This is a genomic window from Clostridium amazonense (assembly GCF_056431285.1).
Window position 1 is genome coordinate 1 of record NZ_JBWKMH010000023.1, and the last position, 18,078, is coordinate 18,078.

Here is an 18,078-nt window from a genome sequence, read left to right on the forward strand (position 1 = left end):
GGACCAGAAGGCCCACAAGGAGTAACTGGAGCAACAGGCGCAAGAGGACCAAGAGGAGAACAAGGCCCAGAAGGTCCAATAGGACCAGAAGGCCCACAAGGAGCAACTGGAGCAACCGGTGCAAGAGGACCACAAGGAGCAACTGGAGCAACAGGCGCAAGGGGACCAAGAGGAGAACAAGGAGAACAAGGTCCAGAAGGTCCAATAGGACCAGAGGGCCCAGAAGGTCCACAAGGTCCAACAGGCCCAGCATTTAATGAATATGCTTATTCAGAAAATAGAAGTATAAGCACAGATTTAATATCAAATTTAGAAAGAATACCATTAGGAAATTTTAGAAGGATTTCAGGAGGAATAAATTTAAATCGAAACAATTACTTCACATTTGATGATGATGGCACTTATCTTATTATTTGGACAATAAATGTAAATGATATTAGATGTCAATGTGATAGAGGAACAGTTATTTCATTAATTAAGGAAATTAATCAAAGTTCTCATATATTAGCATTGTCAGGTTCACCACAATTTGGAAATCAAGGAGCTGTAGTAACTGGATCTACAGTGATAGAAGCAAGAGTTAATGAAAAATTTGCATTTATAAATTATTCAGGTCATGAGATTACACTTAATCCAATAGATGGATACAATGAAACTATAGTATCATCTATAACTATAGTAAGAATAGCATAATAATTTAGTCTAGCATAATTTATATGCTAGACTTTCAAATTAATGTGATATATTTTACTTTAAGTTTTGATATAATAAATAATATTATATTATATTTAGAAAGAGGGAGTAAATTTGAAAATAACTAAGGATTTTTATGCTAGAGATGCAAGAGTTGTGGCGAAAGAACTTTTAGGTAAAATTTTAGTAAGAAAAGTAAATAATATAGTTTTGAAAGGGAAAATTGTAGAAACAGAAGCATATATAGGAAAGATAGATAAAGCATCACATGCATATGGAAATAGGAGAACAGAAAGAACAGAACCTCTTTATGGAGAAGCAGGAATTGCATATGTATATTTTATATATGGACTTTATCATTGCTTTAATGTAATAACTAATAAAAAAGATGAAGCAGAAGGTGTTCTTATAAGAGCCATAGAACCATTAAATGAATTTGATTATTTGAGCCAGATAAGATTTCATAAAAAATATAATGAATTAACTAAGTTACAAATAAAATCTTTAACTGATGGACCATCTAAATTATGTATGGCAATGAATATAACTAAAATTAATAATTATGAAGATATGACAAAAAGCGAGGATCTATATATAGAATCAATTAATATTAATGAAAATTTTGAAATAGTAGAAAGTAAGAGAATAGGTATAGATTATGCAGAAGAGGCTAGAGATTTTTTATGGAGATATTATATAAAAGATAATAAATATGTGTCTAAGAAATAATTTAAAATCATTTAAAATTATTGGTTTTATCTAATATATGTGAAGAAAGTACTATAATTAAAATTGATTAACAATACATACTTAATGAGAACTAAGTTATAGGAATTCAAGTTTAAACTTTAAGGTATTCATGTTTAAGTTGAGAATTTTAATGCTAAGTTTTAATCTATATTTTAAAAAATTGACAATTGACAGTGGACAGTGAAGGTGAAAATTGGATTTCCAATTTTAAAGAATGATTTTTTATTAAATTTGCTAAGCAAATTAGTTGAAAACAATATAAAAACGTAGTTTTTATGTATTTCTATTTTAAATATTAGGAAATGAAATGAGTAATATTTACTATAACTGTAAATTGTCAACTGGTTCAAAATATAAATATAGCAATAAACTGTAAGAATAGTACTATCATTTGAGAAAGACATTATTTTAAATTTGAACTTGGAACCCTATAGTAACTTAGTTCTTTCTTTAGAAATTTGAACTTTAAAAAATAATAAAATTCATTAAGTATACATTATCTCAAAGAATGAAATCTTAGGTGTGAATGAAATAAAAAATGGGTATGTAAATACTTCTTTTTCAAAGTGAACTAAGTTTTATTTATAAATTAATTTTATAAATTGAGTAATATAAATTCAACTAGTAAATTAAAATATATAAAGAAGATAAATTTATTTAAGATATAATAAATTTATCTTAGCGCTAAAAAGGGAGAGAAAATTTTGAATAAGATTCCAATAATTACAGTAAAAAATAATTTGCTAGTTGAATTAAAAGAAATTAAAAGTTTTATTAGGAACATACGTAAAGGTATATTTTTAAAAAATAAGTTGAAAGTTATACAAGATAAATATTTAAAAAAAGGACTTATTGAGATGAAAAATGAAAATTTTCATATGGCTATAATATATTTAAATAAGTCTATAAAATATGGAAATTTAAAAGCACCTTACTATTTAGCATCTATTTATTTAGATGAAAGCTATGATTTTTTTGATTATGAAAAGGCTAAGAAATATTTATATATTTCTGCTAAAAATGGAGATGTAGTAGCACAAAATAATTTAGCAACTATATATTTGAATGTTTATAAGGATTATGAAAATGCCATAAAATGGTTTGGATTATCAGCAGAAAATGGGTATGTGGAAGCTCAAAGTAACTTAGGACAATTATACTATAAAGGAATAGGTGTAAATATGAATTACATTAAGGCAGAAAAGTGGCTTAAAAAAGCTGCGAATGCTGGAAATGGAATTGCTATAAGTATTTTGCCTAATTTGTACAATGAAAATGGAGAAGTTTTAAATATAAGGGAAGAGATGAAAAAAATATTTAATGGAATAATTAATGGTGATAATAAAAGTTTATATAAGATGGGTGAGTTTTATATAAAGGGGATAGGTGTAGAAACAAATTATAAAAAGGCAATAGAATATTTTTCAATGGCAGGCGAACTTGGAAATTTGGAAGCACAGGAATTATTAGGAGCTATTTATTGGAGTGGTATTGATGATATAGACAGAAATTATAAAAAATCTAAATATTGGTATGAAAAAGCTGCAATTTTAGGTAGTGCATCTGCTGAATTAAATTTAGGTGTTATATATAGTAAAGGATTAGGTGTAGAGAAAGATCCATATAAAGCATTTAATTTATATTTAAATTCTGCAAAAAAAGGAAAAGCAGAAGCAGAATATAATGTAGCATGTAATTATCAAGATGGAAAGGGTACAGAAAAAGATGAAAAAGAGGCTGTAAAATGGTTTCTAAAAGCTGCTAATGATGGTGATGTAGATGCAAGTTATGAGATAGCAATTTGCTATATGAATGGTATTGGCGTAGATATAAATATTAAAGAGGCAGAGAAGTACCTAAAAATAGCTATAAACAATGGGTCTAAACAAGCTGAAAATATGTTAAGAAACATTAATAAAAATCAATATGATGAAAAATTAAGTTTTAATAATGAAAAATTTAAAATGTATAGAAGTAGTATGGGGTATAGCATTAATATACCTGAAAGTTGGAATATGAACATAAAGCTAATTGGAAAAGAAATACTTATATATAAATACAATAAGGAATTGGAAATAAACGATGTAAAACTGATAATTTCACATATAGAAATGCCAAGTATTTATGATATAAATTTAAGAAAATATTTTAATGATTTGGGAGCACTAGATGGAAAAGAATGTATTGTAAATGGAAATGAAGGAATAAAATTTGAAATAGAAAATTTAAGTGGAACTATAAATATAATATATGTTATAAGAGGCCAAGAAAAAATATATTTTTTAAAGATCATAGTAGATAAGTATAAATATAATTTTTACAAGGATATATTAAAAAAAGTTATAAATAGCTTTACAGTAGAGGAAAATAAAAATTCTAATTATGACAGAGAATTTTTAGATGAAATGAGGGAAAAAGCTATAAAAATATTTAAAGAAACGTATAATTGATTTTACTTTAGAAATTAATACAAAATGTATATGGAAATATTAAGTATAAAAAGACTTTTATACTTAATATTTTTAATTTTTTGGAAAATAATAAATAACCTATTTACAAAAAAGAAATAATTATATATACTAATGTATATACAGTAGTATATATAATTATTAGGGGGCTTATTATGAATATAAAAAAAATGGTGCAAGCATCGCTATTAATGGCTATAGCAATTATAATTCCAGTAGTTTTTGGAAATAGTTTAAGGGTATACATACCACCGTTTACGGCAACACTTGCATCTCATGTACCAATGTTTTTAGCAATGTATTTAGGGGTTAAAGCATCAGCTGTTGTAGGTGCTGGATCAGCTATAGGTTTTCTATTTGCATTTCCAGATCCAATAGTTGCAACAAGAGCGTTTATGCATGTAGTTGTAGGTTCAATAGGAGCAAAGTGTGTAGAAAATGGATTTAGCTATAATAAAGTAGTTTTAATAACTGCTCCACTTCATGGAATATTAGAAGCACTTATAGTTATTCCGTTTGGATTTACTTTTAAAGATGCACTAATTGTAGTTGGCATAGGTACCATACTGCATCATGTGGCTGATGGTGTTATAACTTATCCTATATTAAAGGCATTAAAGCTAGATAAAAAATTTAAATCCAATAAGGCAAAAAAGTTGGTTGCATAAAATGAGCATGTTAAAGTCTATTTAAAGTTTAAGCTTTAAATTTTATCCCATAGATAAGAAAGACATTAATTTAGATGTCTAAAAAATACATGCTCAAATTAAGATAATTTCAATAAAGTATTCCCGATAAAAATTTTCAATAAGTATTATTTTGAGTATGTATTTGTATTAAGATTTTGCTTATACAAAAAATATTATTAAACTTTAAAACTATCCTTTTATGATTAGGGTAGTTTTTTTGTATAAAATTAATTAAAATAAGAATAATGAATTAGTAGACATAAATGATTTTTATGTAGAAATGGAGTGATTTTAAATGATTAAGTTAATATCATGGAATGTTAATGGAATTAGAGCATGTGTACAAAAAGGATTTTTAGACTTTTTTAATGATGTAGATGCAGATATATTTTGTATTCAAGAAAGTAAACTTCAAGAAGGGCAAATAGATTTGAAGTTAGATGGATATTATCAATATTGGAATTATGCAGAGAAAAAAGGGTATTCAGGTACAGCAATTTTTACGAAAATCAAGCCTATATCAGTAGTAAATGGATTAGGAATTGAAGAGCATGATAAAGAAGGAAGGATTATAACACTTGAATTTGATGAGTATTATGTTGTTACAGTTTACACTCCAAATTCCAAAAGTGAACTTGAAAGATTAGATTATAGAATGATATGGGAAAATGAGTTTAGAAAATATTTAAAAGAATTAGAAAAAAATAAACCAGTTATAGTATGTGGAGATTTAAATGTTGCACATAAAGAAATAGATCTTAAAAATCCTAAAAACAATAGAAAGAATGCAGGGTTTACAGATGAGGAAAGAGGAAAATTTACAGAACTTTTAGAAGCTGGCTTTATAGATACATATAGATATTTTTATCCAAATGAAGAAGGAATGTATTCATGGTGGTCTTATAGATTTAATGCAAGAAAAAATAATGCAGGATGGAGAATTGATTATTTTTGTGTATCAGAGTGTTTAAAAGATAGACTAAAAGCTGCAAATATACACACTGAAATATTAGGATCAGATCATTGTCCAGTAGAATTAATAATAGAATAAAATATTATAAAATAGTATAGTGATTATTATTTTGGAATAAACTTCAAATTAACAGCATAGTATCTATTAATAAAACGAAATTGTAAAAGATGGGGGAACTATAGATGAGTATTGATGCTGTTAATGAGAAGATTACACTTAAGGCAATGACAAATTGGGTTAAGGAAAGAAATGAAAAGTATTCATTTGTTGAGGACAGTATAGATTTTAGTGAAGATATTCCTTTAAGTAATGATGAGTATAATAAATTTATTAAATCGATAAATAGTTTAAGTGATGATGACATTTGTAATGTTAGTGATTTAATGAAAATTTATAATAAAATTCCTAATGAGCATGTTTTAATAGATGCATTAAGTCAATACGAAGCTTTATTTAAGGATAATGAAATTGTGAATATTATAGGGAAAGTTCCATTGCATAAATATTCTTATGAGCAACTGGTAAAAGCTAAAGAAAATATAGAAATATTAAAATCCAATATATCAAAATTTAAAAACAATGGATTTGAAAAAGTATTATATTGCGTTGATAATAATAAGTATTTTCATGATATAACAAAAAATGTATGCAGTAAATTAGAATTTATGGTAAAAGAAGCTTGGATATTAACTAATAATGTGTATTTTAAAAACATAGAAATACCTGATAATATAGATTTGCTAAAATTAAAATGTGATTTTGATATATTTTTAAAATCAAATTCTACTATAAAATTTAAAAAAATTATATTTAAGTTGAAAAATACATTTAAATATAGCGTTTTAAAAAAGTGTAAAGTAAATGGTATAAATTTATGTGAAGGAGCAGACATAAATAGTGTATATGATTATATAAATTTAAAGATTTTAGAAAATGAAATTTTATCTATTTGGAATAATTATGCTAACAAGTGTGATTTGAAAAAACTAAATAAAATAGATATAGAAAGTATAACTTTTATAGAAGGAGAACTAAAATATCTAAAAGAAATAATTAAATTTAATGAAAATTACAGAACATTTTTAATAAGTGATTTTAGAGAATATGTGTGTGAAGACTTACCATTAGATCAAATTTCAAAAATTAAAAATTTATTATTATTAGATAAATTGGTAATGATACAGCTTCTAGAAAAGTATTTGTGTAAATTAAAAAGGTTATTTTTTAGTTGTAGATGTACTGAAAAATTATGTATTTATATGGACAACTATGAATATGATAAAATTAAAAATCATTACAATTATTTAAATGAGTTAAAAGATAAAAAAGATCAGGTAAAAACACATAATATTTTGCAAAAAAAATTAAAAAAAACAATGCCTAAATTTTATGAAAATATAAAAAGAAATAAGACTAGATTTATTGGATTAGATTTTGAGGAATTATTTAAATATACAAAATTTAATGGTGTATTAAATGGTAAGATAAAAAGCAATAAATATAGTGATTTATTAAAAATAGAACAGTGTTGTTAAATTCAAAAATCATGATTTTTATATATGTAAAATCATGATTTTTTATTTTAGAAAATTTGATAAAGTATATTTAATATGTGTATAATTAAATTATATAAAATCTAATTAAGAGGTATTTTATGTTGAAAGTGAGAGTAGAAATATGTTTGATTTGGAAAATGAAATTTTAAAATTAAATGAAAAGCAGAGACAAGTTGTAAATGAAATAGATAAAAACATATTGCTTCTTGCAGCAGCAGGCACGGGAAAAACAAATTCGTTAGCATTAAGAATTGCAAATATTATTGAAAAGAAAAAATCAAATCCAAAAGAAATATTATGCTTAACATTTACTAATAGAGCTTGTAAGGAAATGAAGGAAAGAATTATATCTGTAGTTGGAAAAGATGGATTAAGTATTTGCATAAATACTTTTCATAGCTTTTGCTTTAGCATAATAAAAGAGGAATCAAAGAAAAATACAGATGTATCTTTTGATTTTATAATTTATGATGAAGAAGACTGTAAAGAAATAATTAAAGAATTTAATGTTCAAAAGTTTAACTTAAATTCTCTTCAAAATTTTATTGATTTCATGAAAAATGAAAAATTGAAATTTAGAAATAAAGATTATATAGATATATTAAAATATAATTTAGAATATAAATGTGATGAATTAAAAAAAATATGTATAGATGAAAATAAAAGATTTAATAATGAATTGTTTAAATTTATAGCAAACTATGGTCATAAGTTGGTGGGAATTTACGATAGAACTTTACATGAGAGGCATGGTTTAGACTTTAATGATTTATTACTCAAAGTTTATGAATTATTTGAAGATGAAAATATTGCAAGTAAATGGAGAAAAAAATTTAAATATATACATATAGATGAGGTTCAAGATACTAGCATATTTGAATATAGTATTATTTCTAAGTTATTTTATGAAAATAATATTATGATTTGTGGAGATTATTTCCAAACTATATATGAATGGAGAGGATCTAACCCTAAAAATGTATTAAATAAATTTGAAAATCAATATACTCCAATAACAATAATTTTTGATAAAAATTATCGTTCTACGAAGACATTATTAAATGCATCTTATGATTATTTAAAAAATGCTTTTGAAAGTGAAATAAATGATATATATGAATTTGATTTCAAAGCAAATTCAGATTGTTATGGAGAAAATATAGAGTTTAAAACAGCATATGATATAGAAGAAGAAGCTACATGGATTTTCAATAGAATAAATGATTTAAAAATTAAAGATGTATCAAAAGTAGCTATATTGACTAGAAATAACAAAATAAATATAGCATTAAGTAATGCATTAATTAATGTGAATAGATTAAAAAAAGATGAAGAAAAATTATATTTCTTATTAGTTGATGAGTTTAAATTTTTTAGAAGACAGGAGATAAAAGATATTATAGCTTATTTGAAGCTAATTACTAATAAATATGATAATAATAGTCTTAAAAGAATTTTAAAGAAGTTTTCTAAAGGGATTGGAGAAAAAACTATAGAGAAGATTGAGAATAATGATTTTAGAGAATTGGGAATAAAATTATATGATTTTATGGACTATAGTACACAAACTTATGGAGATCCATATCAGTTATTATTAAGAGAAATAGAGAAGGACAATGTGGTAGTTTTTGATGTGGAAAGCACAGGTATAAATACTGTAGAAGATGAAATTGTTCAAATAGCAGCAATAAAAATAAATAAGTTTGGTAGTGTTATTGAAAAGTTTGAAAAATTTCTAATTCCTACAAAATCTGTTGGAAATTCAGAACTTGTTCATGGATTTAGTAATGAATTCTTAGAGAAAAACGGAGAAGACAGTAAAAGTGTGTTAAAAGATTTCCTGAATTTTATTAAAAATACTTTAGTAGTTGGTCACAATGTAAGCTATGACTTAAGCATATTAAATAGTGAGCTTCAAAGAAAAAAATTACCAAGGGCTGAGATAATAGATTATTATGATACATTAGACTTAGCACGTAAATTCTATCCAAATTTAAAGAATCATAAACTAGAAACTCTTAGTAACTTATTTAATACAGAAGTAAAATCAAGTCACAATGCTATGGATGATATTTTGTCAACTAAAGATATACTTATAAAGTTTGTGGAAGAAAATATAAAGCCTATGACTTTAGAAAGATTATCTATATATAATAAATATTCTGGTAAATTTTACGAAGTATTTGAATATATAAGTGACTTAAGAAATAAAAGTGAGAATTTAAGACCGCAAGATTTAATATCATATATAGTTAAAACCTGTGGAATATTAGATTTTTATAATGAAGAACAAATTAGAATAAGTAATCTAAGGGAATTTTACATGATGGCAAAAAATATGGATGATGAAGATTTAAATTGTATAGATTCACTTATAGAAATTTTAAAGGTTTCAGCATTATCTAATAGTGAAATGGATAGAATGCTTAAAAAATATCCAAGAATACCTATAATAACAGTGCATCAAGCTAAAGGAGCAGAATTTGATTATGTATTTTTAGCTGGTATGCAGGATTATACATTTCCAAGCTATCAGTCTATAAGAAGTGATGATTTAGAAGAAGAAAAAAGAGTATTTTATGTAGCTATAACGAGAGCTAAAAAACAATTATTTTTAAGTTATTGTAAAAAATCTGAAAGAGGCACAAAAGAAAAAAGTAGATTAATAGATTTTATACCTAAAAAGTATATAGATGAAGTTTAAAATATTATTTTATGGCTAACCTTCTTAAATATTGTACTTAAAAGGTTAGCTTTTTAATATGTTTAATTTACTAAATTTATATGAAAATTTAATAAAAGATTTGTGTTATAATAAAAAGATATGAGATATTAAGCATACGAAAGAGAATGATAAGACAATTTATTGAAAAATTTTACTGTATATATTACTTTTACTTTCATTAAATAATTGGATTATTAAGTTGGTTTTAAAGAAATGTATTACACAAAATTAGAAATTAGATTTACTTATTATTTTTAAGAACATGCTGTAATTATAATATAATTTGTTAATCATAAGGAGCAATTATGTTGAAAAGAGAAATTTTATTACAAAGATTTAATGAAGATATTAGTGGGAAAAATCATGTCAGTGGAAAAAGAATATTGGAAAATGACCTTGTATCTTCAATTAACATAAATAATGAGGATGGTTTAATCGTAATAGATGGTAAGGTGATTTCAGAATCTCTTTTTAATGAGTATAGTACTAATATAGAGATAGATACTGAAAGTAAAATGGTATTATCAACTTATTGTACTTGTAGAGATTATGAAAAAAAGGAGTTTTCAAAGAAAAATTATTGTTGTAAACATTTGATGGCTACATTTTATAAAGCTTTAGATGACCTTTCAAAGAATACTTCTTTAGTAGGGGATACTAGAGAAAACGAACCAATATTTAAAAAAGAAAATAATATTTTAAATGTATTACTTGAAAATAATACAAAAGAAGAAATTAAAATGGATGTTTATCTTAATAAAATAGAGTGGAAGGATACTATATCAGCAGAGTTTAAAATAGGGCTAAAATCAGTAAGTAGCAATAGTCTTTATGTTTTAAAAGATATAGAACAGTTTTTAACAGCTTATTATAATAATATTCCTATAAATTATGGGAAAAATTTTACTTTGAATTTTCAGAAACAATGTTTTTCAGCAAAAGATAAAAGGATTGTTGAATTTATAGAAATACTAAAAAACATGGATGAGCCCATGAAAGCTTTTAGTAAAAGAAGAGATAAGTATATAGATGGTAAATATATTAATATTCCAAGCTATTTAATTAGGGATTTTTTAGAAAGAGTTAAGGGACATAGAGTATTTTTAAATGAAGGATTTTTTTATAGACCAACAGAATCAGAAATTTTATCTATAGAACCACCATTAGATTTTGAATTGAAAAGTTTAAATAAAGAATATATATTAACTTTAAAAGATGGAACACCAAAAACACTGAGTAGCAATAATGATGTATTTTTGTTTGGAACTTCTATATACTTACCACAGCATGAATTTTGCTATAAAATAGGACCATATATTCAGGTGTTTAACGAATCAAAAAGTGTATCTATGCCTAAAAGTGAAGAAGATACAATATTACGAAGGTTAATACCAGATTTACAACTTCTTTCAAGAGATATTAAATTAAGTAAAAATATAAAAAATAAAATCGTTATGGAGGATGCAAAATTTAAATTTTATTTCGATAGAGAAAATGAAGAAGTAATTTTAAATTTGAAAGTGAAGTATGGTGATTATGAATTTAGCATCTTTAATGATTGTGATGAAAAAGTTATATATAGAGATAAGAAGGCTGAACAAAATGTAAAATCTGTACTTAGAAGTTTAGGTTTTGAAGCAATAAATGAAAAATTTTACCTTCTATATGGAGATGAATTTAAATTTGATTTTTTTAAGAATAAAATACATATATTACAAGAAATTGGTGAGGTATATTATTCAGAAAAATTTAAAGGTATAAAACATCTTGGGAGCAATGCAATAAAAGGTGATATAAAAAGCGGAAAGTATAATTATTTTGAAATGAGCTTTAAGATAGGTGATTTAGATTCACAAGAAACAGCTGAGATTTTAAGGGCTTTTAGAAATAACACAAAATATTATAAACTTAGAAGTGGGGAATATATTGACTTAGAAGAAGTGGAGCTTAAAACATTTTTAAATCTTTTAAATGCAATTTCTCCAGATGATATTAATGATAATTACATAGAAGTTTCTAAGAATAAGGGGATTTTTCTTGATAATTATATGAAAGAAAATAATATAAGATATATCAAGGGAAAATCACAATTAAAAGAAATAAGAGATAAATTTAAAAATATAGAAAAACTATCATTTAAAGAACCAGAAAATATAAATGCAAGTCTTAGATCATATCAAAAAGTTGGATATAATTGGTTTAAAACACTAGAATATTTAAATTGTGGTGGAATTTTAGCTGATGAGATGGGACTTGGGAAAACGCTTCAAACAATAAGTTATATAGCATCTAATCAAGGAGATATTTCATTAGTAGTTGTACCTACATCTTTAATTTATAATTGGAAATGTGAGTTTGAAAAGTTTGCACCAAATTTAAAAATTGGTATAGCTAATGGAGTAAGAGATGAAAGAGAAAAGTTGCTTAATAATATTAAAAGTTATGATGTAATAATTACTACATATAATTTATTGAAAATAGATTTAGAGATGTATAAAAATACAGAATTTAAATGTTGTATATTAGATGAAGCACAATATATAAAAAATTCTCACTGTAAAAATGCATTGGCCGTAAAAGATATAAAATCTAAAACTAAGTTTGCATTAACAGGTACACCTATAGAAAATTCACTTATGGAACTTTGGTCTATATTTGATTTTATAATGCCATCTTATTTATATGACGAGAAAAGATTTTCTGTAAGATATCATAAGAAGTTAAATGAAAGTCCTGAGGTATTAGATGAATTAAATAAACTTATAAAACCATTTATATTAAGAAGATATAAAAAAGATGTAGCACATGAATTACCAAATAAAATAGAGAAAAATTTAATAGTTTCTTTAGGAGAGGAACAAGAAAAAGTATATGCTAGTTATGCAAAATATGCAGTGGAATTAATTGAGAAAAAAGTTAAAGATGATGAGTTTAAAAATAGTAAAATAGAGATACTTTCATACATTACTAAATTACGTCAATTATGCTTAGATCCATCAATTGTAATGGATAATTATATAGGAGAGAGTGGAAAAATAGAAGCATTAATAGAGATATTAGGTGAAGCTATAGAAAATAATCATAAAATTTTAGTCTTTTCTCAGTTTACATCTGTGCTTAAAAATATTAGTAAGAGACTAAAAAAAGAAAAAATTACATTTAGTTATTTAGATGGATCCATAAGTTCAGAAAAAAGAATGAATATGGTTAAAGAGTTTAATGAAGGAGCGAATAGCGTATTTTTAATTAGTTTAAAAGCTGGTGGAACAGGACTAAACTTAACTTCAGCTGATATAGTAATTCACTTTGATCCATGGTGGAATCCAGCAGTAGAAGATCAAGCTACAGATAGAGCTCATAGAATAGGTCAGAAAAATGTAGTAGAAGTTATAAAAATGATAGCTAAAGGAACTATAGAAGAAAAGATAGTAAATCTTCAAGATGAAAAAAGGCTTTTAATATCAAAATTAATTGGTCAGGAACTTTCAAATGGAGAAAATCTAATATCTCTTAGTGAGGATGAATTATTAGATTTATTTAAAATAAAATAGAATATCAAAATATGTAAATCAATATACAAATTTCAACTATATTGATAAAAAATAAGACAAGATGTTAGTTTTCAAGTGATAAAAAAACAACATCTTGTTTTTTTGTGTTTGAAAAACAAGAAAAAAGTATTAAGACATATAACCAAAAATATTCTTTAGCACATAATAGTAGATTAAATTAAATATAGCAAATAAATCACATAAATTGCTAAAAAATGTACATATAATTGGATAAAATAGTACAAATTGCTATTTAAAGTATTTATAATAATATATGAAAGATGAAATTTCTTTAAATGAAAATTTCACAATAAAAAATTATGTTATTACTGAATTATTTTAAGGTGGTAAATGATATGTATGGAGTAAACATAGATAATATAAAGTCAAATTTTTCAAAATATACAGAAGTTAGGATTGAAAAGAATTCTCAATATAAGATATCAATAGTAAATGGTATAGTCATGATAAATTATAAAAATATTAATTCAGGTGTTAATGCAAGAGTTTACGATAGTGGTGTATGGGGATTTGCTGCAAATTGGGATGTAAGTGAAGAAAGTATACAAAATGTAATAAGAAAAGCTGAAAGTAATGCATTATTCTTAAAGTTAAAAACACCTAGAAAAGTTGAAAAATTTGACCCAAAACCATATTGTAATGATAATTTTAAGTGTCAAAGTAGTTTAAAAGTGTCTCAAAATGTAGTAAATAAAAAACAATGCACGGATTTTGGAAAAAATATTTGTGCATATATAAAAAGTAAATATAGAGATATAGGAAATGTAATTATAGATATGTTATATGAAAATACTGAAAAGGAAATAATATGTTCTGATAATACTTATTGGTATGGTATTCTGCCAAGAACTACTATGAATATTTCATTAATTACTGAAAAAGATGGTAAACCTATAGAGATTAGTAAAAAGTTTGGCGGGCTTGGTAATATACAAGATAATTTTAATGAATTTGATAAACTATATAAAGATATTGATGTTTTATGTAAGTATCTTATTGATAAAAAGAATGGTGTATATGCAAAATCAGGTGAAAAGCAATGTGTATTATCTTCATATGTATCTGGACTTATGGCACATGAAGCAATTGGACATATGTTAGAAGCAGATACTATTATGAATGGTCCTTTTAAATTTGATTCAATAGGTAAAAAAATAGCAAACTCAAAGTTAACTTTAGTTGATTTTGCTCATACTGCTTTTGGTAAAAATTGTCCAATACCAATTTATGTTGATGATGAAGGTACTAAATGTGAAGATGTTATTGCAATTGAAAATGGAATATTGAAAGAGTTTATGTGTAATAAAGAAATGGCAAATGTTTTAGGAATAAAACCTAAAGGAAATGCAAGATTAGAAAGTTTCTCTAATGATCCGGTAATTTCTATGAGAAACACGTGTATAATGCCAAGTGATGATAAAGTTGGAGATATGATAGCATCTATAGAAGATGGTTACTATCTAATAATTCCAACATCAGCACAAGTTGATATAAATAGTCAATTCATAACAGGAATTAAATGTGGATATGAAATAAAGAATGGGAAAATAGGAAGTGCAATTTTAAATACATCAATATCTGGAGATGTAAAAACTTTTTTAAATAGTATATCCATGATAGGAGATGATTTTAAATGGTTAAATGGTGGAATATGTACTAAAAAAATTCAGATGAGAGTTGGAATGGGGTCTCCATCTATAAAATGTACTGTAAATATAGGGGGGGTGTAATATATGATTGATTACAATTTGGGGGAAGAATGTATTAGATATATAATGAAAAGAGGGGTTGATAAATGTAAGTACATTTTTCGTGAAGATCAAACTACTAAATTAAAATTTACAGATGAGATAAAGATGCTACAAACTAATATAGATAAGAAAATAAAATTGACAGTTATAAAAAATTACAAAAAGTCATCTATTATAATAAATAAAACTGATAGAAATTCAATAAAGAAGAGTATAGATGCCCTTATAGATTGCTGTAATATATCAGAGGAAGATGAAAATAATGATATTTCAGAGTATCAATTTGTTGAAAACTTCTATTCGGGTGAAGAAGAATTTGATATAAATGATATGTATAAAAAAGTGGAAAGATTATTATATGATATAAAAACATTTTTTCCAAAGATTATAATTAGTAGTGGTCATATAGACTTTAATGTAACAACAATGAGATTTATAAATTCTAATGGTGTTGATTTTAATACAATTAAACGAATATATGAATTAAAAATAAATTATTTTGCCAAGGGATGTAATACTTCATCTTCATTAAGTGAAATACACTTTAAATTTAGTAAATTACCAGTATCATTATTTGAATATGGAAATATAAAACAAAAATTGAAAGCTAGTGTAGATCAGTTAGAATATAAAGTTATAGAAGGCAAATTCAATGGAGATTTAATAATATCTCCACAATGCTTACTTGAATTTGTAAAAATATATAACTATATTTTTCTAAGAGAACATTCATTAATTTGTGGGAAAAGTATTTTACAAGGAAAATTAAATGAAAAGATTGCAAGTGAAAAGTTAAGTATTAGTTGCAGTCCTGTAGATTCCAGAATCTGTGATAAATGCTTTATAACTGATGATGGAATAAAAACTAAAAATTTAATGTATATAGATAAAGGTATATTAAAATCATATTTGTTAAATATATATGGTGGTAAAAAAACAGGATATGGATTTACACCATCAACAGAAATAATAATAGTAGAAAATGGCGAAAGTGATTTAGATGATATGATTAAAAGTACTCATAGAGGAATAATTTTAAATAACTTTTCTTCAATAGAGCCAGAAATTAATGGTGATTTTTCAGGAATAGCAAAAAATAGTTACTATGTAGAAAATGGAGAAGTAAAGTATCCTATAATTGGTGCAAAAATAATTGGAAATTTATACAAGATGTTTAACAGTATAGAAAGTATATCAAAAAATGTTTTGAATATGGGATTTGCTATAATGCCATATGTTAAAGTTAATAATGTAAGTATTTGTGGAGACTTAAAGTAATGAAAATTAAAATAAAATTGTACTAGTTCAATTTTAATTTAAAAGAAATTGAACTAGTATAATTTTTAAAGCATTGGTGCAATATAAGTTTTATTACTTTTCTTATTTATAATTTTTTCTAGACATTCACCTAATATAGACATACCTTTTTTTATATCCTCAATATTTGTTCCAGCATAACTTATTCGTATGCTATTATCAAGTTTATTACCATTGTTTATATAAAAAACACTACATGGAACTAATAAAACATCTTTTTTAGCACATTCTAAATAAAGCTTAGATGCACTAACGTTGCTTGGAAGTGTAATCCAAAAATTAAGTCCACCTTTTGGCTCATTAAATTCAATGTCATATTTTTTTAGTTTGTTCAGTTCTTCAATCATGCAATTATATTTGTTTTTATAAATTTGTCTCATATATTCTAGATTATGTTGCCAATGGCCATTTTCAAAATAAATATTAAGAGCTCTTTGAATTAATCCAGATGAAGAAATATCAGTTGTATGTTTTGCTTCTGTAAGTTTAGTTAACATACTTTCTGGAGAAATTATAAAACCTATTCTAAGGCCTGGCATTAATAGTTTTGAAAAACTTTTTACATAAATAACTTTATCTTGTGTATCCAATGATTTTAAAGTTAGATTTTTAGATGTCATACTAAAAGAAAGACCAGATAAGGAATCATCTTCAACTATAAAAAAGTTATACTTATTTGCAAGTTCCAGTAATTTAAGTATTTTTTCTTTAGAATAGCATGTAGTAGTTGGATTTTGATAACTAGTCATAACATACAATAATTTAGGATTATATGTTCTAATTTGCTTTTCTAAAATTTCAAGATTTATACCATCAGTATCAATAGGAACGCCTATTACATTAGCACCACGAGAATTAAAAACAGAAACAGCACCAGTATAAGTTGGGTTTTCTGTTATGACATAATCACCAGAATTCAATAAGGCTTTTCCAATAATATCTATACCTTGCTGTGCACCAGAAACTATTTGTATTGTTTCTGAATCCACTTTAATATTATTTTCTCTTAATAGATAATATGACAAAGACTCACGTAGCGGTTCATAGCCATTACTTTCTTGATAACCAAAAGCATAGCCCTTATCACGATCTAAAACCTCATTTAAGGCATTTTTAAAAGTTTCTATAGGAAATATGCTTGGATCTGGTGTAGCACTAGCAAAGTTTATTGTATTCTCAGAAATTTCAATTTGACCACTGATCATAAGTTTGATATTTTCATATTCGTAGTCGTAATCATCATTATGAATAGGAGCTGAGTAATCAATTTTTTTATTAGAAGCTATAGAATCTACTAATTCAAATTGTTTTACATAATAGCCACTACCTTTTATGCCTGATATATATCCAATTAATTCTAATTGTTTGTATGCATTTACCACTGTAACATTATTAACATCTAATTCTTTTGCAAGCTTTCTTATAGGTGGAAGCTTTTCTTCTGATTTTAATTTGTCGGATTTTATCATATCTTCAAATGTATTTGCTATTTGAAGATATAATGGGACATTAGATGTCTTATCTAATTGTATCGAAACAGTATCCATTTTAAACATTCCTTTCAAAATTGTATTGACACATTCA

The 18,078-nt window shown here is 24.9% G+C and carries 10 protein-coding genes and 1 pseudogene; 10 read left to right on the forward strand and 1 reads right to left on the reverse strand.

Annotated elements, in window-relative coordinates; translation table 11 throughout:
- The 10 genes and pseudogenes from AC07E4_RS08240 to AC07E4_RS08285 all read left to right on the forward strand — a co-directional run.
- Window positions 1-693: pseudogene (locus AC07E4_RS08240) on the forward strand (hypothetical protein); the annotation flags it as partial.
- A 114-nt stretch (window positions 694-807) separates the two neighbouring features.
- Window positions 808-1,422, forward strand: a complete 615-nt coding sequence (locus AC07E4_RS08245; protein ID WP_430828656.1) for a DNA-3-methyladenine glycosylase — start codon at window positions 808-810, stop codon at window positions 1,420-1,422.
- A gap of 725 nt (window positions 1,423-2,147) precedes the next feature.
- Window positions 2,148-3,893: a tetratricopeptide repeat protein gene (locus AC07E4_RS08250; RefSeq protein WP_478216103.1), complete on the forward strand. Its 1,746-nt coding sequence runs from the start codon at window positions 2,148-2,150 to the stop codon at window positions 3,891-3,893.
- Between the two features lie 170 nt (window positions 3,894-4,063).
- Window positions 4,064-4,579 (forward strand): ECF transporter S component, encoded by a 516-nt coding sequence (locus tag AC07E4_RS08255; RefSeq protein WP_478216213.1) that lies wholly within the window; start codon window positions 4,064-4,066, stop codon window positions 4,577-4,579.
- Between the two features lie 316 nt (window positions 4,580-4,895).
- On the forward strand, window positions 4,896-5,651 hold the full coding sequence (locus AC07E4_RS08260; RefSeq protein ID WP_478216104.1) for an exodeoxyribonuclease III: 756 nt from the start codon (window positions 4,896-4,898) through the stop codon (window positions 5,649-5,651).
- 104 nt (window positions 5,652-5,755) lie between these two features.
- The gene (locus AC07E4_RS08265) at window positions 5,756-7,108 is read left to right on the forward strand and encodes a hypothetical protein (RefSeq protein ID WP_478216105.1); all 1,353 of its coding nucleotides are present in this window, start codon (window positions 5,756-5,758) and stop codon (window positions 7,106-7,108) included.
- Between the two features lie 142 nt (window positions 7,109-7,250).
- Window positions 7,251-9,833, forward strand: a complete 2,583-nt coding sequence (locus tag AC07E4_RS08270) for a 3'-5' exonuclease (RefSeq protein WP_040328652.1) — start codon at window positions 7,251-7,253, stop codon at window positions 9,831-9,833.
- 326 nt (window positions 9,834-10,159) lie between these two features.
- Window positions 10,160-13,405: a DEAD/DEAH box helicase gene (locus AC07E4_RS08275; protein ID WP_478216106.1), complete on the forward strand. Its 3,246-nt coding sequence runs from the start codon at window positions 10,160-10,162 to the stop codon at window positions 13,403-13,405.
- A gap of 356 nt (window positions 13,406-13,761) precedes the next feature.
- Window positions 13,762-15,156, forward strand: coding sequence for a TldD/PmbA family protein (locus tag AC07E4_RS08280; RefSeq protein WP_051540325.1), 1,395 nt, complete (start codon window positions 13,762-13,764; stop codon window positions 15,154-15,156).
- A 3-nt stretch (window positions 15,157-15,159) separates the two neighbouring features.
- Window positions 15,160-16,455 (forward strand): TldD/PmbA family protein, encoded by a 1,296-nt coding sequence (locus tag AC07E4_RS08285; RefSeq protein ID WP_040328650.1) that lies wholly within the window; start codon window positions 15,160-15,162, stop codon window positions 16,453-16,455.
- A 65-nt stretch (window positions 16,456-16,520) separates the two neighbouring features.
- Here AC07E4_RS08285 and pdxR read toward each other — a convergent pair whose 3' ends face one another.
- On the reverse strand, window positions 16,521-18,041 hold the full coding sequence (pdxR, locus tag AC07E4_RS08290) for a MocR-like pyridoxine biosynthesis transcription factor PdxR (protein ID WP_040328649.1): 1,521 nt from the start codon (window positions 18,039-18,041) through the stop codon (window positions 16,521-16,523).
- Between the last annotated feature and the right edge of the window lie 37 nt (window positions 18,042-18,078).